This is a genomic window from Rothia sp. 27098_8_27 (assembly GCF_041432805.1).
In the GTDB taxonomy this organism is placed as follows: Bacteria; Actinomycetota; Actinomycetes; order Actinomycetales; family Micrococcaceae; genus Rothia; species Rothia mucilaginosa.
The window spans coordinates 838,862-858,430 of the sequence record NZ_JAPWAJ010000001.1; the positions used below are offsets into that span (position 1 = coordinate 838,862).

General features: G+C 58.8%; 19 protein-coding genes. 8 read left to right on the forward strand and 11 right to left on the reverse strand.

Features of this window, described 5'->3' with window-relative positions; genetic code table 11:
- The first annotated feature begins 91 nt into the window (after window positions 1-91).
- From O3675_RS03120 to O3675_RS03130, 3 genes are all read left to right on the forward strand, one after another.
- Window positions 92-898 carry an AzlC family ABC transporter permease gene (locus O3675_RS03120; RefSeq protein ID WP_371570915.1) on the forward strand — a complete coding sequence of 269 codons (807 nt, stop codon included), beginning with the start codon at window positions 92-94 and terminating at the stop codon, window positions 896-898.
- 496 nt (window positions 899-1,394) lie between these two features.
- On the forward strand, window positions 1,395-1,730 hold the full coding sequence (locus O3675_RS03125) for a branched-chain amino acid transporter permease (protein ID WP_070507515.1): 336 nt from the start codon (window positions 1,395-1,397) through the stop codon (window positions 1,728-1,730).
- A gap of 11 nt (window positions 1,731-1,741) precedes the next feature.
- Window positions 1,742-2,707 carry an AzlC family ABC transporter permease gene (locus O3675_RS03130; RefSeq protein ID WP_371570918.1) on the forward strand — a complete coding sequence of 322 codons (966 nt, stop codon included), beginning with the start codon at window positions 1,742-1,744 and terminating at the stop codon, window positions 2,705-2,707.
- 234 nt (window positions 2,708-2,941) lie between these two features.
- On the opposite strand, the gene tpx is transcribed toward O3675_RS03130, so the two are convergent.
- The gene (gene tpx / locus O3675_RS03135; RefSeq protein WP_049338137.1) at window positions 2,942-3,442 is read right to left on the reverse strand and encodes a thiol peroxidase; all 501 of its coding nucleotides are present in this window, start codon (window positions 3,440-3,442) and stop codon (window positions 2,942-2,944) included.
- A gap of 132 nt (window positions 3,443-3,574) precedes the next feature.
- On the opposite strand from tpx, the gene O3675_RS03140 reads away from it, so the two are divergent.
- From O3675_RS03140 to O3675_RS03155, 4 genes are all read left to right on the forward strand, one after another.
- A complete protein-coding gene (locus tag O3675_RS03140) occupies window positions 3,575-4,498 on the forward strand; it encodes a hypothetical protein (protein ID WP_371570920.1) in 924 nt (307 codons plus the stop codon).
- Window positions 4,499-4,701: 203 nt separating this feature from the next.
- Complete coding sequence (locus O3675_RS03145) at window positions 4,702-5,478, forward strand: LppP/LprE family lipoprotein (protein WP_371570922.1); 777 nt, start codon at window positions 4,702-4,704, stop codon at window positions 5,476-5,478.
- 453 nt (window positions 5,479-5,931) lie between these two features.
- Entirely contained in the window at window positions 5,932-6,324 is a 393-nt protein-coding gene (locus O3675_RS03150; RefSeq protein WP_005505158.1) for a membrane protein, read from the forward strand.
- Window positions 6,325-6,490: 166 nt separating this feature from the next.
- On the forward strand, window positions 6,491-6,748 hold the full coding sequence (locus tag O3675_RS03155) for a GlsB/YeaQ/YmgE family stress response membrane protein (RefSeq protein WP_005505157.1): 258 nt from the start codon (window positions 6,491-6,493) through the stop codon (window positions 6,746-6,748).
- 156 nt (window positions 6,749-6,904) lie between these two features.
- Here the strand turns inward: O3675_RS03155 and O3675_RS03160 are convergent, their stop codons facing one another.
- Window positions 6,905-7,273 carry a zinc ribbon domain-containing protein YjdM gene (locus O3675_RS03160; RefSeq protein ID WP_005508467.1) on the reverse strand — a complete coding sequence of 123 codons (369 nt, stop codon included), beginning with the start codon at window positions 7,271-7,273 and terminating at the stop codon, window positions 6,905-6,907.
- Between the two features lie 345 nt (window positions 7,274-7,618).
- Here O3675_RS03160 and O3675_RS03165 point away from each other — a divergent pair, with 345 nt between their 5' ends.
- Window positions 7,619-7,831: a molybdopterin-binding protein gene (locus O3675_RS03165; protein WP_005505155.1), complete on the forward strand. Its 213-nt coding sequence runs from the start codon at window positions 7,619-7,621 to the stop codon at window positions 7,829-7,831.
- A 345-nt stretch (window positions 7,832-8,176) separates the two neighbouring features.
- On the opposite strand, the gene O3675_RS03170 is transcribed toward O3675_RS03165, so the two are convergent.
- From O3675_RS03170 to O3675_RS03210, 9 genes are all read right to left on the reverse strand, one after another.
- Window positions 8,177-8,503: a recombinase family protein gene (locus tag O3675_RS03170; protein ID WP_371570926.1), complete on the reverse strand. Its 327-nt coding sequence runs from the start codon at window positions 8,501-8,503 to the stop codon at window positions 8,177-8,179.
- Between the two features lie 124 nt (window positions 8,504-8,627).
- Entirely contained in the window at window positions 8,628-11,213 is a 2,586-nt protein-coding gene (locus tag O3675_RS03175; RefSeq protein WP_371570928.1) for a class I SAM-dependent DNA methyltransferase, read from the reverse strand.
- A gap of 427 nt (window positions 11,214-11,640) precedes the next feature.
- On the reverse strand, window positions 11,641-12,726 hold the full coding sequence (gene ychF / locus O3675_RS03180) for a redox-regulated ATPase YchF (RefSeq protein WP_005505132.1): 1,086 nt from the start codon (window positions 12,724-12,726) through the stop codon (window positions 11,641-11,643).
- Window positions 12,727-12,941: 215 nt separating this feature from the next.
- Window positions 12,942-13,574 carry a response regulator gene (locus O3675_RS03185; protein WP_005508461.1) on the reverse strand — a complete coding sequence of 211 codons (633 nt, stop codon included), beginning with the start codon at window positions 13,572-13,574 and terminating at the stop codon, window positions 12,942-12,944.
- A 140-nt stretch (window positions 13,575-13,714) separates the two neighbouring features.
- Window positions 13,715-14,977: a sensor histidine kinase gene (locus O3675_RS03190; protein WP_303935919.1), complete on the reverse strand. Its 1,263-nt coding sequence runs from the start codon at window positions 14,975-14,977 to the stop codon at window positions 13,715-13,717.
- A gap of 163 nt (window positions 14,978-15,140) precedes the next feature.
- Window positions 15,141-15,899: an ABC transporter permease gene (locus O3675_RS03195; protein ID WP_296545836.1), complete on the reverse strand. Its 759-nt coding sequence runs from the start codon at window positions 15,897-15,899 to the stop codon at window positions 15,141-15,143.
- A gap of 53 nt (window positions 15,900-15,952) precedes the next feature.
- Window positions 15,953-16,906 carry an ATP-binding cassette domain-containing protein gene (locus O3675_RS03200; RefSeq protein WP_371570930.1) on the reverse strand — a complete coding sequence of 318 codons (954 nt, stop codon included), beginning with the start codon at window positions 16,904-16,906 and terminating at the stop codon, window positions 15,953-15,955.
- 327 nt (window positions 16,907-17,233) lie between these two features.
- Complete coding sequence (locus tag O3675_RS03205) at window positions 17,234-18,319, reverse strand: 4-hydroxy-3-methylbut-2-enyl diphosphate reductase (protein ID WP_371570932.1); 1,086 nt, start codon at window positions 18,317-18,319, stop codon at window positions 17,234-17,236.
- Window positions 18,320-18,346: 27 nt separating this feature from the next.
- Window positions 18,347-19,555 carry a dehydrogenase gene (locus O3675_RS03210; RefSeq protein ID WP_371570934.1) on the reverse strand — a complete coding sequence of 403 codons (1,209 nt, stop codon included), beginning with the start codon at window positions 19,553-19,555 and terminating at the stop codon, window positions 18,347-18,349.
- Window positions 19,556-19,569: the final 14 nt, after the last annotated feature.

Genomic DNA, 19,569 nt, shown 5'->3' on the forward strand with positions numbered 1-19,569 from the left:
CTATACACTGGAAAACCGCGGCGGAGCTTCGAAGTCCCTCACGCACACAGTAGATTTTTTGAAGAGCACAACATACACAAGGAACTCTTTTATGGCACAGACCCCCGGCACTGGGCGTCCCGACACTGGGCGTACGAGCACGCAGAGTGATTTCCGCTTGGCTGTTGCGGATTCTTCCGTGGTGATGCTCGGTATCGCTGTGCTGGGTTTGGGTTTGGGTATTATCCTCAACGCGCACGGCCTGCCGATCTGGACTGCGCCGCTGCTATCTGCCCTAGTTTTTGCCGGTTCGGTGGAGTTCCTCATGGTGGGCATGGTCAGTGGTGGCGCGCCCCTCGCGTCGATTGCGTTGACGGTGTTCCTGGTGAATGCGCGCCACCTGGTGTACGGTCTTTCCTACCCGTTGCACAATGTGAAGGGTTTCTGGGCTAAGGCTCTGGCGATTCACACTCTTTGCGATGAGGCGTTTGCTCTCAACTCCGGTCCCGATCGTAATGAGCGTTCGGGGGCGCGCATTCTGTGGGTGAACGTGCTGATTTACGTGTCGTGGGTTCTGAGCGTAGTCCTCGGGTATGTGCTGGGCGCGAGTTTCCTCAGTAACCTGAAGGGCGTGGACTTCGTGATGGTGGCTATCTTCACGGTTCTTGCGATGGACGGCTACCGCGCCAACCCGGATCGCGTGACGGCGCTCTTTGTGGCGGTTTCGGCTGCGGTTGCGCTGATTTTTGCGCCGTCCTCGTTCTTGGTGGTGGCGTTGGGTTCGTATGTGGTGCTGCTGCTGGCGCGTTTCCCGGTGGCGAAGCGCCGCGGTACTCTGCCGCATCGTGCTGTGCATGAGGTAGCGGCTGAGGCTGAAACCGCCGCTACCACTGATGCTCCCGCTTCCACACAGCGGTAAGAACGTTACATACGTGTTCGAAACCGGTTAGGATAGATGAGTGGAGCTTCGCTCTCCCCTCTTTCTATTTCTAGGATTACTAAGATGCCTCCCGCGCGAACCTGCGCGGAGGCTCCCAGAGATGAAGGTACCCCATGACTCAGATGAAAGATACCGCTAAGGAAACTAGCGACGCAGAACGCTGTGCCGCCCCGGAGTAACACCGCACCGGGAGCGGCATCACCCGAGGTCACACACGAGAACTACTGACGCGCGCAACTACCCGCTCAGAACTATCTGCACAGAACTATCCGCGCAGAAAACTCGTGCAGGAGGAACGACCCTCCACCTCTTCGTTTCGCGGCTTTCATCAACTCACGTACCTACCGCACTACTTAGCGCCCTACACCTCTTCGGTTGGGCTCTCCCTACCCTTTTTCGCGGATGCTTTCACGGCTTCACCCGCACGCCTCTTTCGGGGTCTTTCGCTGAGTATGTGCAGAAAGAGAAAATCTTCATGAACAGTGAAGTGACCACCGGCTATATTCTTGCCGCAATTCTTGTGGCTGCAGGTATTACGTTCCTGCTTCGTTTGCTTCCCTTCGGTTTGAAGAAGGCTCTGGCTGGCTCCGAACTTTTGGATGCGCTCAGCCACTGGATTCCGCTCGGCGCGGTTGCGCTACTTGCCATCTATGCGGTGGCGAAGATTAATTACTCCTCGTTCGCTACGGCGGTACCGTACCTGGCGGGTCTGGTGGTGACCGTGGGTGCGCACCTGTGGCGTAAGAATATGGTGCTGAGCATGGTGGCGGGTACCGTCACCTGCGTTGTGCTGGCTAACTGGGTTTTCTAGGGGGGGTCACGATGAACATCTCTAAGAAGTCTGTTTCTTCCGCTACTACTTCCCCTGCTGCTTCTTCTCAGCCCACACCTCAGCAGGCGAGCCAACCCGCGCCCCATCAGGCTTCTCCCGAGCAGGTGGAACAGGTCATTGCTTCTGCCCTTCCGCTAACCGGCATGATTCCCGTGGTGGAGGCCCCCGCCTCCCCCGATGCGCAGGACTCTCAGCAGCCGCGCGAGAGCGGCTTCGCGGAGGCGATGCGCGTTGCCGGCGTGATTATGCTGGGTCTGTTCTTTGTCGGCATTGGTCTGGGCGTGCTGGTGCACAGTTACGGTCTGCCGTTCTGGGTGGCTCCCCTGCTGCCGCTCCTGGTTTTTGCCGGTTCGGTGGAGTTTGTGCTGATTGATATGGTGTCGAATCATGCCTCGCTGTTCTCTATCGCGGTGATGACTCTGCTCATTAATTCGCGCCACCTCATGTACGGCCTGTCCTACCCGATTGAGCGTGTGCGGGGTGGTTTGGCGAAGTTCTACACCGTGTACACCCTCATTGATGAGGCGTACGCGCTGAACACCGGACCGGACCGCCATAAGCTTCGTGCCTCCCGCATCCTGTGGATTCACGCGGGTCTGCACCTGAGCGTCCTAGCGAGCGCAACGCTCGGCTATGTGCTGGGTGCAAGCTTCTTGAGCGAGCTCAAGGGCGTGGATTTTGTGATGACGGCGCTCTTTGCGGTGCTCGCTATCGATGCGTATCGCAGTTCTAAGGACCGCACGACTGCCGCTATTGCGGGTGTGTCTGCGGCGGTTGGTCTGCTGGTGGCGCCGCAGTCGATGCTGCTGATTTCGATGGTGGTGTACATTCTGCTGCTGGTGTCGCGTTTTGTGGTGGCTAAGCGCCGAGGCACCCTGCCGGAGCATATGCTGGTCGCGGACGAGGAGCCCGCCGCAACCGACGCTCCCGGCAATCCCGACGCCTCTGCACACTAAGTCTGAATCGCGCACTAAGTCTGAATCGCGCACTAAGTCTGGATATAGTAAAGCGCCCCGCCCACCCGAAATACCGGGTGGGCGGGGCGTTATGCTGTCGCCAGCCGCATGTGTGGGTGAACCCCAGATCATGCACTGTAGACGTTCAGTATCTGCTGTGCTGTGTACCGCCGGGAATAGACCCAACGGAAGTACTATGCGGGTGCCGGCACCTTGTCCGGTCCCGTACTAAGCTTACTTGATAGCTGCCAGGGCTGCTTCGTAGTTGGGCTCGTTGGTGGTTTCGGGAACCAGCTCGGTGTAGACAACCTCACCGGCGGGGTTCACGACGACCACGGAGCGTGCCAGCAGACCAGCCAGGGGGCCGTCCACGAGCTTCACGCCGAAGTCCTCACCGAAGGAGGAGCGGAAAGCGGAGGAGGTCACAACGTTCTCAATGCCCTCGGCTGCGCAGAAGCGGCCGATTGCGAAGGGCAGGTCGTTGGAGACGCACAGCACGACGGTGTTCTCCAGGCCTGCAGCCTGCTTGTTGAAGGTGCGGACGCTGTTTGCGCAGACACCGGTGTCGACGGAGGGGAAGATGTTCAGCACCAGGTTCTTACCTGCGAAATCTGCGGAGGAAATCTCGGAGAGATCAGCCGCGAGAACCGAGAATTCGGGCAGCTTTGCGCCGACTGCGGGCAGGTCGCCGTTGGTGTGGATTACGAGTTCGTTCTGTAGAGTTACTTCAGCCATGCTTTCATTGTCCCTTGGATGCGGCGGGTGTGCAAGGGGACACAGGCTCTAGTGGGTGGAGTTTCCGCATAGCTGATTTTCTGCGGTGCCGCTTCGCCTCAGCGGCACCTCTACAATGGGCAGGTGAGCATATTGAGGCACGTATCTTCCCGCCTTGCGCCGCTGGCGCACCCCGTGACGAATTTCAGGGCACTCCGTCAGGACCTGCGCCGTCAGCGGGTGGAGGGTCGTGCCCTCGTTGATCCGCAGAATACGTACCGTCCGAGTGTGCGCGCTGAGCTACGCCGCATGTTCACGCGCCCCTTCCCTGTGGAGACGCAGACGCTCATGTGTAACGCCCTGTTGGCGGCAATCTGCTGGTACCTACTCCCGGATGTCTGGCGTTCGTGGCTGTTTAGCGAGTTTAAGGGCCCGGCTGGTTTTGCGCTGGTGATGGTCGGCTGGATGGTTGCGGACGTCACCTCAACGAACCTGATGGGCCACGATGAGGAGCATGCACTGCGTGCGTTGCGCAGTAGCGACCCGCACGCCCTGCACCTGTTCGTGCGCACGAAGGCTATTGCAATCGGTCTGATCACGGGTGTTTCTGGCACTCTGCTGGCGCTGGTTCTGCACAGTCAGGACAAGAACCTGACCCCCACGCTCATGATGTCCCTGTCCTTCTTTGTGGTGCCGGCTATTGTGGTGTCCCTGGGCTCGATTCTGGGCGTGATTTATCCGTACCGTCTGCGCGGCTGGCAGTTCCGCTGGGCGCACCGCAAGAACCTGCGGATGAGCGCCCGCTGGGTTCTGCTCTGTTTCGGGCCGGGCTGGGTTCTGGGCACGGTGCTGATGTCGCTGATGTTCCCGTCGATTTTCCTGTCGGATGCGCTCGCGCGCCTTCTCAACCCCGGCGTGGATCCGCGCGATGTTGCGTTCCGGCCGCTACTGTTTTCGCTGACTTTGTGGGCTCAGGGCGCGATTAGTCTGTGGGTTTTTCCGCGGATTACGGCGCGTATTGCGACCGCGAGGCGCGGCCGGCTGGTGCATTATCTGACGGACGATAAGGTCTGCTAGCCAGTTTTTGGTGTTGGGTGTTTGGGCTTGGGGTTTGGGCCGGGCAGTTGCTCACACATGCCACGGTAACGAACGGCGCTGGTAACGAACGGCACTGACCGCGCGCACCACGTGCCCGCCTCTTTTTCCCTATACTGGACGAGTTCACTATTCACTTCTTGACCAGCACCGATGCGCGCTGCCGCGCATCTTCAGGAGTATTCATGTCTTCTAATCGCCGCCGCTTCACCGGCCGTACCGCTTTGGCTCTACCTGCATTGGGCGCCGCTCTAGCTCTTGTTGTCACTTCCTGCTCGGCAAGCACTGATTCTGCTGTTTCGGGTACCGTGGTGTCTTCTTCTGGCAGCGCTTCTGCTTCCGCGAGCGCGACCTCCACTCAGGCACTGTTCCCGACCCCGTCGGCGAGCCCGAGCGCATCCGCGAGCGCTACCCCGAGTGCTTCGTCGCCTGCTCCGGTGCCGTCGGTGGTGACGATTACGGTTCATGCTGAGCCGACCACCTCCGAGTCGAAGTCGGATTCCAAGTCTGAAGCTAAGTCTGAGTCGAAGAAGGATTCCACCTGCGCGTCTGATTCTGCATCGACCGTGGTGTCTAAGGCTCTGCGCGAGTTGAAGAATAAGAGCAAGTGGGATCAGTGGACGAACGTTTCGCGCACGTACGAGGGTTACGACCCCTGTGCTGAGCTGTCGTGGATTGACGCGATTCCGGGTTCTTCCCCGTCTGATTGCTGCATCTCCTCGATGGCGCACCATATTCTGCTGTTCCACCGCGGCAAGTTCATTGGTACCGCAACCTATGAGCCGTATGTGTTCTCTCCGGTGATTACCCGTACCTCGGACAGCTCGATTAGCGTGACCTACCGCTATGTGAAGGGTGATGAGAGCTCCGCCAGCGCGAGCGGTCGCACGACTGCTGAGTTCAGCTGGAGCTCCTCGCAGAACAAGGTTGTGATGACCGGTGAGGTTCCGCCGAGCGAATAGCCGGTTCGCCTTATAGGCTACGTGTTTGATGCCCGGGAGGTTGGGCATACGAGAAACCCGCCGTCTCGCATATGGTTCATATGTGAGACGGCGGGTTTTCGTTGCTTAAGGATATGTAGAGTGCCCGAGGGCTAGCTATTTAGGCAGCAAACTTCTTGTAGCCGAAGTATGCAGCGCCTGCCAGGATAGCGATGAACAGAATCTTCTTCATGATGTACTCCTTTGATTGTTTTGAAGGGCACCCCGTGTTTTACTCCGTCTGGCGACTCACCTGAAGGTGAGGGCAGGCGGGGCGTCATCCGCACGTGGTGCCGTTGTCCCCTATCTTACCTGCTTTTGAACAACGTTTTTCTGTTTGGCGTGCCTAGTCCGCATTTTAGACAGTCAAACACGCAGCGGTTCAGCGCATCGTTGAGGCGGGGAATAAGCCTCTGACGGGCGCATAATGGGAGCATGAGTATTTTTAAGAAGAAAGAGTACAGCGCTGAGCGCTCGGCTACTCGCATGGCTCGCGCCCTCGCTGTGATGGGTGCGCTGCACTTCATCATCCCGGATCCCTTCGACTCGATTGTGCCGAAGTACCTGCCGGGTCCTGCCCACGCGTACACTCACGGTTCGGGTGTAGCTGAGCTGGGCACCGCTGCCCTGCTGGCTAATGATAAGACCCGCCGTGCCGGTGGTCTGCTTGCGGCTCTGCTGTTTGTTGCGGTGTTCCCCGCGAACATTCAGATGGCTCTGGATGCGCGTAACCAGTCCACTCAGCGTAAGGCTATTGCGTATGGTCGCCTGCCCCTGCAGCTGCCGATGATTTGTAGCGCTCTGAAGATTTGGCGTAAGTCGAAGTAGTCGCTTCGTTCATTAGGAACGGCACCTCAGTGTTTTACACGTAAAACATTGAGGTGCCGTTTACCTTAACATACCCGTTATTAAGCTTTCCGTAACCAGCATTGCCTACACTAGAACTAACACACCACCTGTCACAGCGGCAGGTGTATAACCTTTGGAGATAACAATGGGCACTATTATTGGCACCATTATTACCGGCGCAATTATTGGCGCGATCGCACGTTTCTTCATGCGAGGCCGTCAGAACATTTCGATTCTTTGGACCATTATCTGCGGTGCTGTCGGCGCGGCTATCGGTACCTGGGCAGCGACCCAGCTGGGTGTAGCGGACACCAGCGGCATTGATTGGATCCGCTGGATTATTTCGATTTTCGCAGCAATGCTGACTATTTCCGTCTACCTGGGCCTTACCGGCAGGAAGTAAAACATTCCGACCTATTGAGGGTGCGCTGAGCTTTTCTCAGATGAGCCCCTCATACACAAAGGCGGCACCTCCCCTAGCGTGAGCTAGTGCGGGAGGTGCCGCCTTTTCTGCGCCTCGCAGGAGACTTTACGCCTTCTTGGCTTATATCGCCTGGGCTTATGCCTTCTTCACGACGGAGGACTTCAGGTACATCTGGCCTGCGCCGGGGACCTTCGCCTCAATGTCGTGGCCGTTGACGGGGGATTCGAGCAGGCGGATGCCGCGCACCTTGGTGCCTGCCTTGATGTCTGCGCCGCCCTTGACCTTCAGACCCTTGACGATGGTAACGGAGTCGCCGTCGACGAGCTCGTTACCGACGGAGTCGAGAACCTTGGAGCCTGCTTCTTCTTCGGTTTCGCCTGCTGCGGTGCGTTCCCATTCGTGGCCACACATGGGGCATGCCCAGAGTTCACCCATTTCGTAGGTGTAGTTTTCGCTGCATTCGGGGCAGGCGGGTGCTTCGATTTCGTTGAGGTTTTCGCTCATGGTTCCTTCTTCGATCTGTGCGGATGCGCCGCTCCCCTGTTTCCGCGGTGTTACTGCGGTGGTGCTGCGGCGTGTGGGCGCGCGTCAGCGAGGGCGGGGGTGCGACGGTGGAGGGTGCGAAGATTCTCGCGTTCGTGCTGACTATACCATTTGGCGGGTGTGAACCGCATGTGTGGGGCTGGTTTTTGCCGGTCTTTTGGGGCGGGTTCGGGGCGTGGGTGAAGCCGAAAATAAAATTTGCCTGGTTTGTGCGTAATATTTTGGTTGGAAGGTGCTTCTGAGTGGCTGCGGCGTGTAGAGTACTTAGAGCATTTATAGGTTTTTATGAACGAAAGGCACGGCTTCATGAAGCTTTCTGCACGTAACCAGTTCGCTGGCAAGGTTGTTGAGATCACCGAGGGTGCAACCAACGGCATCGTTAAGATTGAGATTGCTCCGGAGGTTGTTATCTCTGCTTCCATCACCAACGAGTCCATCAAGGAGCTGGGCCTGAAGGTGGGCGAGACTGCATACGCAGTCATCAAGGCATCCAACGTGATGGTTGGTGCTGACCACTAATCCCGGTCGATAAGACTTACACCCAGGCGGCTGCCTTGTGTGGCGCGTGAGGGTTAATAGGCAAATGATGAGTACGGATTTCGTTAAAAACTTGAACCCCGTTCAGACATAGTGTATGCGCAAGTAGCACTCATTTCGTCACCCTATTGATACCTCCATTCATGGCCTCAGCAATGGCAGTCCGGAGTTTTAGCGAAAGCAGAACCCCCGAGATGATTCCAGATCATCTCGGGGGTTCTGCTTATTTGTATCTCAGTCAAATGCTCAGCAAATAGTCTGCATCGAGACTCAGAACGAGTGTGAGAGTGCTGTAATGCGCTCCCCCTTTGCGTATAGGTCACGGACTTAGCACGCTTCATCATCAGTAAGCGCTTTAAGGAAATCTCCAACACGGCCCTCGGTACACGCGTTGACAACGCCCATTTTAGTGCGTTTGATGAGCAAATCGCGTTCCCATTCAGCCAGCGCTGTCATAATGCTGACGGCCACTTTGTAAGTGGGCTTAGACGTATCAAGTGCAGGGTTGAGCACACAAACATTGATGTCACGTTCTGCTAGGTCGGCGATAATCGTCACCGCCTCGCATATAAAGCGCCCAAGACTGTCAATGTTGGTTACCACGAGGGTATCCCAGACATTATGTGCACAAGAGCATTCTTCAGGCCTGAGCATTACCACTTCGCACCAGAAACCGTGCCACTGAAGAACTGCTACAAGTCGCTTCCCTTGTTGAGAGGAGAACCGGGATAGCGGACCTTCGAGACTCGGGCTTTTCCGATGAACATGATGTGCTCTACTACACCAGATGGACGTGGCTGGTACGACCGGCTACTTGCGGCCCTGAGAGCAGTCCATCGGCTGCAAGGGTCCTGACGGCGCTTTCGACACCAGTCAAGCCAGACAGTAGCTGATCGACAAACGGCTGAAGACGATCGCGTGCATCCTGGTTTGTCACCAGAGGCAAGACCACTTTCCCTGCGTCTTCAGGACGAATCTCAGCTAAGCCGTCAGAACCACGGGCGGCGCTCCGCATCTGGACACTAAATGCCTCAGAGCACAGCCCAGCGATGAGGTCGAGCGCAAGGTCGGATTTACCAGGCTTGAGGCGTAAGCGATGCATTCCGTTGGTCACTACGACGTTCTGCTCCGACTTACCGACGACGAACCATTTGCGGACACTGCCCCAGATGGAGCCAATGTAGAAGTCACCGGGCTCAGCCAAGTGCTTAGCTCGCTGCGGCAGCTGCCAACCTCGAAGTAAGTGAGTACGGTAACTACCAGTCTCCACATTGTTGAGTTCCACATACTGGTACTCCTGTTTCGGGTCAAGAAACACCGCATGCCCAGCGCTATCGCGAAGCTCCGGGAGGAAGTCGATGACGTCACCCAAAACGAAGTGAGGAACTGCTTTAATCTTGTCGATAGTGACGCGCCGCTTCCGCGAAAGCATCTTGGGATCAAGCGTCAGGTAGGGGTCATCAAGAATCTCCTGGAACATGACTGAGAAGCCGTTACCAGTATGCACATGTTGTCTTCCAGGCATATTAGCGAGCCATGGGAAGTCAGCTGCTGCTGGGCTGTCAGCTAGTTCGCGCAGGGCAGCGTCAAAATCGGAGAGCAGGATTGGCTCCTGCATTTCGTCAAGTACCAGCGTGCCATCCAACTCGTCACGCACATAGGTCGGCGATGCCTTCTTATCACCAGTCGACCAGCCGACGTTGTCAATTAGTTGGACAGCCAGCGCCTTACTGGACTCCTTGGGGACCGCCTTGAGCGGCTGGTCACGCTTCTGCAAGAAGATGATGCTGGCCGATACGTCGGCACCGGAACCTTTGAATGTGAAGCGGGGAAGTCCGACGACTGCTACAACTTCAGCATGGCGTACAATCCAACGACGCAGCTCCAGATACTTGGCCGAGATATTCCCTAAGTAGCCATTGGGGACGACGAGGGCAACACGCCCCGTGCTCGACTTGGCCAGACGGACACAGAGCTCCGCGAACAAAATGCCGGTCTCCTGAGACTTCAGCGGTTTAGATTTTATAGGGTCTTCTTCTCGCTTGAAGTCGGCACAGCCCAGATCAAACTGTTTGAGAATGTCTGGGTTCTTCTCGACGATGCGGGTACCAAACGGGGGATTGCAGACAACAATATCCCACCGTCCCTCCTGCTGGTCGACAGCTTCCAAGGAGTTGCATTCCTTGATATTGGACTTTCCATCACCGTTGAGCACCATATTCAAAATGGCTACCTGAACAGCCTCAGCCGAGAGGTCGCGACCCCAGACCTTCGATGCGTAGTCTACGAAACCAGCATCTACACCGCGGCGGTAGGTTGCTGTCAAGAAATCGGCGCTTCCGCAAGCGGGGTCAAGGACATCCTGATCCCACTCAGGGGACAGAATATCGATAATAAAGCGCGTAACGGCAGGCGGTGTGAAGTACTGCGCCAAGTCCCATTTGTAGAGGCCTCGCGCGAAGTACATGTAGAAGTCCTGGACCACAGTCTGAGATGCGGCGGTTACCCGATAGGGAGCCAGAATACTCATCACCGTGAAGAAAGCCGTGTCTGGAATTGGCAAGTCTGTGGACACGTTCTCCGGCAAATGGTTCTTGTAGTAAGAAACTGCAGAACATGCCGCCTCTTTGTAAGTGGCAATAGCAGTTGTCGCACTCATCTTGAGCGACCTGTAGTCCTGGATCTTCAGCGGTCCACCGGTACTGCGAGCCGACACTTCATCATGAATCTTAGCGAGCAGAAGCTGCATCATGAGACCAAAGCGCTTGTTTGGAGAGATCGATGCGGCGTGGAGGGTATTCTCTATGCGGACGAAAATTTCGCGCAGCGGCACATCGGTACGCAAATCCTTCAACCCCATGGGTTTGGCTCCAGGAGCATGGCCGAAACCAGGAAGAACTTCAATTGGTCCCTCATGCTCTGTTAGTATGCCCTCCTCATTAGCCTCACGCCAGAAAACCTTCTGATCGACGTTGTCCCAGTAGACCGCGACACACGACTGATTACGGGCGAAGTCCAGCATGGGCTTAACCTGAAACTCTGTAGCTTTCAGCGCATCGGCATTATCCCGCTTTACCTCACCCAATACCAGGGCATGCTCAAGAATCCATTCGGTGCCATGCCCAGGTTCGACAGGACAATCCAAAATGGCAAAATCGGCGCGAAAGCTGTTGCGACCAGAGTTACCGAAACGCTTGAGTACTGGTTCGACGATGAAGTTCGCGACCGGGTAACCCTCCTTGACTAGATATTGAAGAGCCTCAATGCGAAACTTCTCCTCCGTTGCAGAGAGACCATCCTTACTTCGACCCGAAACCTTGAGTAGACCTCGGATAGGACAACGCAGCGTGTACCCTTCAGCCATGCCTTGCCTTTCTGAAAACATTGTTCACATTCGCTCGATTTTTTGGACACTATATTTGAAACGCAGCCTCAGAGTTGCAAAAGCATAGCAACGTTTTTACAAATAGAACCCACCGATTTTACTCTACCAAAAAGGTACTAACTAAAGGAAGCAGGTACAAAACAAGTAGGAACACCAAAACTGCTCCTCCTCCCACCACGTGGTGGCCGGGGGGGTATTCTAGCAGTTGCGGCACACGAAGACTCCATAACCAGGTGAATCCAGCACAGCATAATCGTAACGGGTATCGCACTCATACGTTTTCTCGTCGAAGTAGCGAATCGTAGTCTAGAAACAGCTTTTCTGTAGGGGGGTCTACCTAAGAAAATAGCAGAGCCCCACACTGTGACATTCACAGTTCGGGGCTCCGCTTTTATGTTTTTATCGCTTAGACGTTGAAGCGGAACTCCACCACGTCGCCGTCCTGCATGATGTAGTCCTTGCCCTCCATACGGACCTTACCGCGAGCCTTCGCCTCCGCCATGGAGCCAGCCTCGTCCAGGTCCTTGAAAGACACAACCTCAGCCTTAATGAAGCCGCGCTCAAAATCAGAGTGAATCACGCCAGCAGCCTGCGGCGCAGTATCGCCCTTATAAATAGTCCACGCGCGAGCCTCCTTCGGACCAGCAGTCAGATAAGTCTGCAGGCCCAGGGTCGAGAAGCCCACGCGAGCCAGCTGGTCCAGGCCGGACTCATCCTGACCGTTCATCTCCAGCATCTCGCGAGCCTCCTCCTCAGACAGCTCCACCAGGTCAGCCTCCAGCTTCGCATCCAGGAACACAGCCTCAGCCGGCGCCACCATATCGCGCAGCTCCTGCTGCTTCTCCTCAGACGCCAGAATGCCCTCATCCGCGTTGAACACGTAAATGAACGGCTTAGCAGTCAGCAGGTTCAGCTCCTTCAAATGAGCCAGCTCCAGCTTCGCGTCCTTCGCACGAGAAATGATGGTGTCACCATCCTCCAGGATCTTCTGCGCAGCCTTGTAGGTCTCCAGCTGAGCGGCGTCACCCTTCTTGATCTTCACAGCCTTCTCCAGACGCGGAATAGCGTTCTCCAAAGTCTGCAGGTCAGCCAGAATCAGCTCAGTATTGATGGTCTCCATATCGGAGGCGGGGTCGACCTTGCCGTCCACGTGAATGACGTCCGGGTCATCAAACGCACGCACCACCTGGGCGATAGCGTGCGCCTCACGAATGTTCGCGAGGAACTTGTTACCCAGGCCCTCACCCTCAGAAGCGCCCTTCACAATACCCGCAATATCAACGAACGAAACAGTCGCAGGCAGAATACGCTCCGAACCAAAAATCTCAGCCAGACGGTTCAGACGCGCATCCGGCAGGTTCACCACGCCCACGTTCGGGTCAATGGTCGCGAACGGGTAGTTAGCCGCCAGCACAGTGTTGCCGGTCAGAGCGTTGAACAGGGTGGACTTGCCCACGTTAGGCAGGCCAACAATGCCGATAGTTAGAGCCACAAGTTTTCCTTCGAATCATGTGCCGCCGTACGTTCCGGATGCGCCGCGTACGTGATGCGGCGGGTGCGGGCGGGCACAGGGCGAAAATGGTGCCCGCTTCCAAGCGCGGCACCGTCGGTCTCGGGGAAGAAACGGGTGCGGGGCGCCTGCGGGCATAGACACTACCATTCTACCGTGTTCGCGCAGGAGCCGCCCGGGTTGATTAGAGCAGGGGGCTAGAGCCAACCGTTCTCCGTGGCGATACGCACCGCATCCTGACGAGTCGACGCACCCGTCTTCGCCATCGCCGCCGACAGGTAGTTACGCACCGTACCCGCCGACAAAAACAACGCCGACGCAATCTGCTGAGCCGTACCACCCGACGCCGCCTCACGCAGCACCTGCGCCTCACGCTCCGTCAACGGAGAAGCACCCGTCACCAAAGAATCCGCCGCCAACGACGGATCCACCACACGCAACCCCGCATGCACACGACGAATCGCCTCCGCCAACTGGCGAGCACCCGTATCCTTCACCACGAAACCACTCGCACCAGCCTCCAGGGCGCGGCGCACATAGCCCGGGCGGCCAAAAGTCGTCACAATCAGCGTGCGCACCGGCTCACCCGACTCACTCACCGCACCCGCATCACGCAGCGCCGCAGCCGCCTCAATACCATCAGCCAGCAAAGTACCGGGCATCTGCACATCCAGCAACACCACGTCCGGCTTCAACAGGGCGACAGCGCCCAACACCTCATCACCACTACCGACCTGACCCACAATCTGCAGGTCAACCTCCAGGCCCAGCAGAGCAGCAAGAGCCTCACGGATGAGCTGCTGATCGTCAGCGAGCAGAACACGAATCATGGGAGCCTCCCAGGGGGCGAAGACGGGGTGATAACGGTGGGGCGGAACAACCGCGTGAGGTTGTCTACCACCACCATACAGGGGCGGGTAGCTCCCCCGTCCAGGGCGCGGCGCCAAGTTCCACAATCTACAGTACCTATTTACAGCAGTGAGGTGTCACCGTCCATGCTCACGCGGATGCGCGTACCCACCCCACCGCCAGGGTTCTCAGCCAGCCACTGCTCGGGCGCCGCCTCAATCACCACGCTACCGCCGGACGCCGCCACACGCTGAGCCATACCCGTCAGACCGTTACCGCGAGCATCGCCCACACCCACGCCGTTATCGAGGATGTCCAGACCGGTTGCGCTCAGACGCACTCGCGCCGCGTTCGCACCCGAGTGGCGCACCATGTTCGTGACCGCCTCACGCAGAACCCAGGAGAACAGCTTCGCGTTCACACCAGCAACCGCGAGCGCGTTCTGAGCCTCCGGCAGTTCGGCGCGAATACTGGCAGTTTGTAGGGCACGTCCCGCGCCCTCAATCTCGCCCGAGAAGTCGGGCACGCGCAGGCGCGTCACGGTTGAACGAACCTCCGCCAGGGATGCGCGGGACAGCTGCGCGATCGCCTCCATTTCCGCGCCGGCGCGGGCGGGGTCAATCTCCAGCAGGCGCTGCGCCAGCTCCGCTTTGAGAGTGATGACGGTCAGGGAGTGTCCGAGCACGTCGTGCACGTCGCGGGCAATCTCCTCGCGTTCCTCGGAGAGCGCCAGGGAGGCACGCGCCACATCCGCGCGTTCGCCCAGCTCAATCAGGTAGGAGAAGCCCAGCATGCCCACCATCGGCGCACCGATAAAGAGGGCGATACCGCCGCGCGCGGTGACGTCAAAGCCGGTACCCACCATAAAAATTAGCCAGCAGACCAGGGCAATCGTCGCTGCCACACCGAAGCGCAGGCGGTACGGGGCGATTGTGCCAAAAATCCAGAACGCCACAAAGTACATGCTGAACGACAAGAACACCGTATACGCCGATTCCAGCCGCAGCGCCGTCAGGCCAGCCACAGGCAGAGCCATCAGTATCGTCCAGATGACGCTTCGACGCACCGTGGAGGCGACCGGCACCAGCCACGGCACCGCGTACGCCGAGCAGTTCACCACCGCAAACAGCACCACCAGCGCCACACCGGCCCAGCGCACCGGCCCCAGCTCCGGGGTGGTGAGGAAGCTGTCCAGCGGCATGAGCAGAAACACCAGCCACGGGGCGCTAAAGCCCAGCGCCAGCCAGTTCACGTTGCCGCTGCGTTCGCGGTGGAGGAAGCGGAAGCGGTGCTTGCCCAGGGTGCGCTTCGCGGCGGAGGGTGCCACCTCGTTCTCTGCGTGGGGGTGTTCGTTCTCGTAGGAATGGGTGTGGGTTTCGGTCATGGTTCTAGCCTAACGTGCGGGTGCCGCGGGTGCAGATACCACCGGCGCGGCGGTTCAGTAGGGGCTGTGTTAGTAGATGCAGCGTGAGTGGATACGGCTTCCGCCGCAGCCTCGGGAGCCCCTGATACTACGGAACCCTTGAGACTGCGGCGGGAAGAAGCATTTAGCGGCGGGTTGCGCGGCGCATCAGCAGGGCAGAAACGCCCAGGAAGATTGCCGCCCACACGACCAGGCTCACCACTGCGTACCAGAGCGGCTCGGTCACGAACCAGTCCTCACCACCCAGAATAATGGTCTGACCTGCACTGAAGGGGTAGCGGGCAATCTCGGCGGCACCGTACAGCGGGGTGAAGCGGGCGTACTTCAGCAGGTCGGTGCTCAGCGGGGAGAACACGGTACCGAAGAAGCTCATAATCACCAGCAGACCGTTCGCAATGGACACGGCGTTCTCGTTACGAATCAGCAGACCCATCATGATGCCGTAGAAGGCGAACACCAGACCGCACAGCACCGTCAGCGCACCGGCTGCAAGCTGCTGGTTCACGGGGATCTCAACACCGGTGAACATGCCCACAATGTTCACCGCAATCACCGGCAGCGCAGAAATCACCAGGGCGGTCAGAGCCTTCGCACCCAGGTACTTGCCGGTGGTCAGCGGGGTCAGCGCCAGCTGGCGGTTCCAGCCGCTGGAGAGCTCGGTGACGGTGCTGCCGCTAATCGCCACGGTGTTCTGCACGGCACCGTACAGCGCCATGCCAATCATGACGTACGCTGCTACATTGCCGTCGCCCATCTGCTGGGAGGAGTAGTCCTGCATCGCGCCAAAGAGCAGGAAGAAGACAATCGGCAGTGCCACGCCGAAGAAGAAACGGTCGGTCGAGAGGATAGAAGCGCGGATGTCGTAGAGTGCATAGCGGAGCATGATGTTTTCCTTGAGGTGTGTAGCGGCGGCGTAGCGTTTAGATGGTCTGATGTTTAGGCGTCGGATGCCTTGGAGGCGGCGGCCTGCTCAGTCAGCAGGGTGAAGGACTCGTCCAGGGAAGGCTTGGTGACCTCCAGGTCGCTGATGCTGTAATTGTTCAGCAGAGTGCGCAGTACCTGCTCAATCTCCAGCACGGAGATGCGGTGGCGGTACCCGCCGGACTCTTCGGTCACCTCGACCGGCACATCCAGGTCGGTGATGGGTGCGGGTGCGAGGAAGGAAAGGTGGCGGTGGCCGGTCAGGGCACGAATCTCGTCGGAGGAGCCGTCAGCGATGATGGAGCCGGATTCCATGAGCACGATGCGCTGGGCGAAGTTCTGTGCTTCTTCCAGGTAGTGCGTCGCAAAAAGAATGGTCGTTCCACGTTCTGCGATGGCTTCCATACGCTCCCAGAAGGTGCGGCGTGCATTCACGTCCATGCCGGCGGTCGGCTCGTCCAGAATCAGCAGTTCAGGCGAGTGCATGGTCGCCAGGGCGTAACGCAGACGCTGCTGCTGACCGCCCGAGCACTTGCCGACCTTACGCTTAGCAATCTCGGTCAGGTCGGCGCCGGCGAGTACCTCATCCACGTCAATAGGCTTGGGGTACAGGGCGGCAATCATCTCGACCGTGGCGCGAATCGTCAGGTCCTTGAGCAGGCCACCGGTCTGCTGAACCGCACCGAGTAGACCGGCGCGTGCCGCTTCGGAGGCGTTGCGACCGAAGACGCTCAACTCGCCGCCGTTGGGCTGGGTCAGACCAAGAATCATGTCGATGAGGGTGGTCTTGCCTGCGCCGTTGGGGCCGAGCAGTGCGATGATTTCGCCGCGCTTGACGGTCAGGTCAATCGAGTCGACGGCGACCACGGTGCCTGCCGCACGGGTGGAGAAAACCTGGCGGAGGGAGCGGGCAGAAATAACGGTTTCTGCGGTGTTGTTCTTGCTGTTCTGAAGTGCTGCGGTGTTCATGTTTCTATTACACCGCCGGTTTTTGCGCCGGTGCGGTACAGAGTGTCATGACCTGCCCATGACAAATGTCATGAGTTCGCAGAGGGGTTGGTATGACGCGGTAATTTCCGGGGTAATAGGCCCTGGGCAACGAGGCGGCAGCGGAGGCGGTCACGCGAAGCGGGGGCTCCGTCCTCAAGGCGCCCCAGCGCCGCAGAGGGGGCACTCCCCCGCGTAGCGTGACCGCAGAGCTGCGCTTCTCCCCCTACCTGTGCATCCTCAGACACGAAAGACCCCGCGTCTTCTCCCCACGTAGGGAAGATGACACGGGGTCATAGGCTAAAAGTATTAGCGGTTGGGCTTAGCGCCGCGGCCACCGAGCTGGCGGCCAACGTTCTCGTCATTCTTCAGGGCGGAACGCAGTTCCTTCGGCAGGGAGAAGAGAATGTCTTCCTTCGCGGTCTCTACCTCTTCGATGGTGTTGTAGCCGTACTCGGCGAGCAGAGCCAGCACCTCCTGAACCAGAACCTCGGGCACGGACGCGCCGGAGGTCAGGCCCACGGTTGCTACACCCTCGAACCAGGATTCGTCCACCTGGTGTGCGAAGTCCACACGCTCGGCACGCTTAGCGCCGTATTCGAGTGCTACTTCCTTCAGGCGCACGGAGTTCGAGGAGTTCGCGGAACCAACCACGATGACCAGGTCAGCGCGCGGAGCGATCTCCTTGATGGCGCCCTGGCGGTTGGAGGTTGCGTAGCAGATGTCATCCGAGGGCGGGTCCTGCAGGGAGGGGAAACGCTCACGCAGACGCGCCACGGTTTCCAGGGTCTCGTCCACGGACAGGGTGGTCTGAGAGATCCAGACGACCTTCTCCGGGTTGCGGACGGTCACCTGGTCCACCTCGTCGGGCGAGTTCACGATCTGGATGTGCTCGGGCGCCTCACCGGCGGTGCCTTCGACCTCTTCGTGGCCGGTGTGGCCGATGAGCAGGATGTCGTAGTCCTGCTTGGCGAAGCGCACAGCCTCGCGGTGCACCTTGTTCACCAGCGGGCAGGTCGCGTCAATGGTGTTCAGGGAGCGGTCGCCGGCTGCGGAAACCACCGCCGGGGACACGCCGTGCGCCGAGAACACGGTCACGGAACCTTCGGGAACTTCGTCCACTTCATCAACGAAGATAGCGCCCTGCTTCTCCAGGGTCTCCACCACGTGGCGGTTGTGCACAATTTGCTTGCGCACGTAGACGGGCGCACCGTAGTGCTCCAGCGCCTTCTCAACAGCAATCACGGCACGGTCAACGCCCGCGCAGTAACCGCGCGGGGTGGCGAGCAGGACTTTCTTCTCACCGGTGACGGGTGCGGCGGCTTCAACGTCGGCGCGGCTGCGGCGCTCGCGGGGTACGGGCGGCAGGCCCAGGGCAATAGTTTCAGTGGACATGGTTACTATCCTACGTTGTTCGGACTTTTAGTGTGTGATGACTGTGGCACCGCTCGCAGGGCTACGTCCCAGGGCGATGAGGCGAATCAGAATACCGAGCAGTAGGGCGAGGATTGCCATGACCAGCCCGTAGCTTGCCGCCGCCTGCAAGTGCCCGGTCAGTGACGGTGCAAGCTGGTTCCATGCCCCGGTAATCAGCGCCGTTCCGGCGGTGCTGTGGCTGGTAATTCCCAGGGATTCAGGGCTCTGGCCGCCAAACCAGGCTGCGGCGCCCCAGCCCAGCAGGGCGTAGAGCAGAGCCGTGACCACCGGTACCAGGATGCGGTGCCTGGGTGCCAGCAACGTAGCCAGCAGCAGGCTCAGCACCGAGATGATGGTCAGCGGCACGGTGGATTTGCCCAGCGCGGCGGCACGGTTAATGCCGGCGTGCAGGTACCATTCCTGTTGCTCCTGCTGGTTGTTGCCGTCCTTCAACCGGTCAATGTTGAGGGTTTCAGGGCCGAGCTTCGTCAGGTCCGGGTCGAAGGAGCCGATAGAGCCGACCTTCGCATCCAGCGCACGGTAGAAGGGGGTGAGCACAATGACGGCGGGGCCGTCCTGGTGTTCGAGGTTGTAGCGGCGAGTTTCCTCGGCTATTTCCTTCCAGAGGCTTCGATATTCTTCAGTTTTTGACAGCTCAGCCGCGGAACGGTTGAGCAGGGAACGTATGCCGTCTTGTGTCGGCTTTACAAGAATGGAGTATAAGCCGCTTTGTTTGGTGCCGTCGAGGAAGGTTGTCATAGCCTCGGAGTTCATGAGGTCTTCAACCGCACCGTCCGCGATGCGTGAGGCAAGCTGCGAGTCCTCTGCCAGGGTGGAGGAAATCTGCGAGAAACCGCGCTCTGACATGAGCTTAGAGTTCACCCAGGCACCCGTGGTCGCACCCAAACCGGTCACCAGGGCCAGCGCGCACAGCACAACGGTCAGGAACCTCCGCAAACCTGCCGCGAAGGGAGGCTCCGGGGCGGCATGCAGTTCAGCCTTGGTGGGGGCTGCGGCGTGGCCGAGCGTGCGCGTGGGCTGTAGCAGGGTGGTGTCTTCGTCCGCCGTATAGTAGCCGTCCGTGCGGGTAATCCGGGTGTCGACGACTCGGGTCGCGTCCGCCGGGTAGTTTTGCGCGCCAGTACCCGCCGCTGACGAAGCCGCGGCGGTATTGAGGGCGTTGTTCTGATGTGCTGACTGATCGGGTGAGCGCATGAGCCTAGGGTACC

Bases quoted from the DNA above. Each gene is read 5' to 3' on its own strand.
- O3675_RS03125 (WP_070507515.1), top strand. From the start codon at position 1,395: ATGAACAGTGAAGTGACCACCGGCTATATTCTTGCCGCAATTCTTGTG.
- O3675_RS03120 (WP_371570915.1), top strand. From the start codon at position 92: ATGGCACAGACCCCCGGCACTGGGCGTCCCGACACTGGGCGTACGAGC.
- O3675_RS03130 (WP_371570918.1), top strand. From the start codon at position 1,742: ATGAACATCTCTAAGAAGTCTGTTTCTTCCGCTACTACTTCCCCTGCT.
- O3675_RS03150 (WP_005505158.1), top strand. From the start codon at position 5,932: ATGAGTATTTTTAAGAAGAAAGAGTACAGCGCTGAGCGCTCGGCTACT.
- O3675_RS03210 (WP_371570934.1), bottom strand. From the start codon at position 19,555: ATGCGCTCACCCGATCAGTCAGCACATCAGAACAACGCCCTCAATACC.
- O3675_RS03160 (WP_005508467.1), bottom strand. From the start codon at position 7,273: ATGAGCGAAAACCTCAACGAAATCGAAGCACCCGCCTGCCCCGAATGC.
- O3675_RS03195 (WP_296545836.1), bottom strand. From the start codon at position 15,899: ATGCTCCGCTATGCACTCTACGACATCCGCGCTTCTATCCTCTCGACC.
- O3675_RS03175 (WP_371570928.1), bottom strand. From the start codon at position 11,213: ATGGCTGAAGGGTACACGCTGCGTTGTCCTATCCGAGGTCTACTCAAG.
- O3675_RS03185 (WP_005508461.1), bottom strand. From the start codon at position 13,574: ATGATTCGTGTTCTGCTCGCTGACGATCAGCAGCTCATCCGTGAGGCT.
- O3675_RS03200 (WP_371570930.1), bottom strand. From the start codon at position 16,906: ATGAACACCGCAGCACTTCAGAACAGCAAGAACAACACCGCAGAAACC.
- O3675_RS03190 (WP_303935919.1), bottom strand. From the start codon at position 14,977: ATGACCGAAACCCACACCCATTCCTACGAGAACGAACACCCCCACGCA.
- tpx (WP_049338137.1), bottom strand. From the start codon at position 3,442: ATGGCTGAAGTAACTCTACAGAACGAACTCGTAATCCACACCAACGGC.
- O3675_RS03170 (WP_371570926.1), bottom strand. From the start codon at position 8,503: ATGCTCAGGCCTGAAGAATGCTCTTGTGCACATAATGTCTGGGATACC.
- O3675_RS03145 (WP_371570922.1), top strand. From the start codon at position 4,702: ATGTCTTCTAATCGCCGCCGCTTCACCGGCCGTACCGCTTTGGCTCTA.
- O3675_RS03155 (WP_005505157.1), top strand. From the start codon at position 6,491: ATGGGCACTATTATTGGCACCATTATTACCGGCGCAATTATTGGCGCG.
- O3675_RS03165 (WP_005505155.1), top strand. From the start codon at position 7,619: ATGAAGCTTTCTGCACGTAACCAGTTCGCTGGCAAGGTTGTTGAGATC.
- O3675_RS03205 (WP_371570932.1), bottom strand. From the start codon at position 18,319: ATGTCCACTGAAACTATTGCCCTGGGCCTGCCGCCCGTACCCCGCGAG.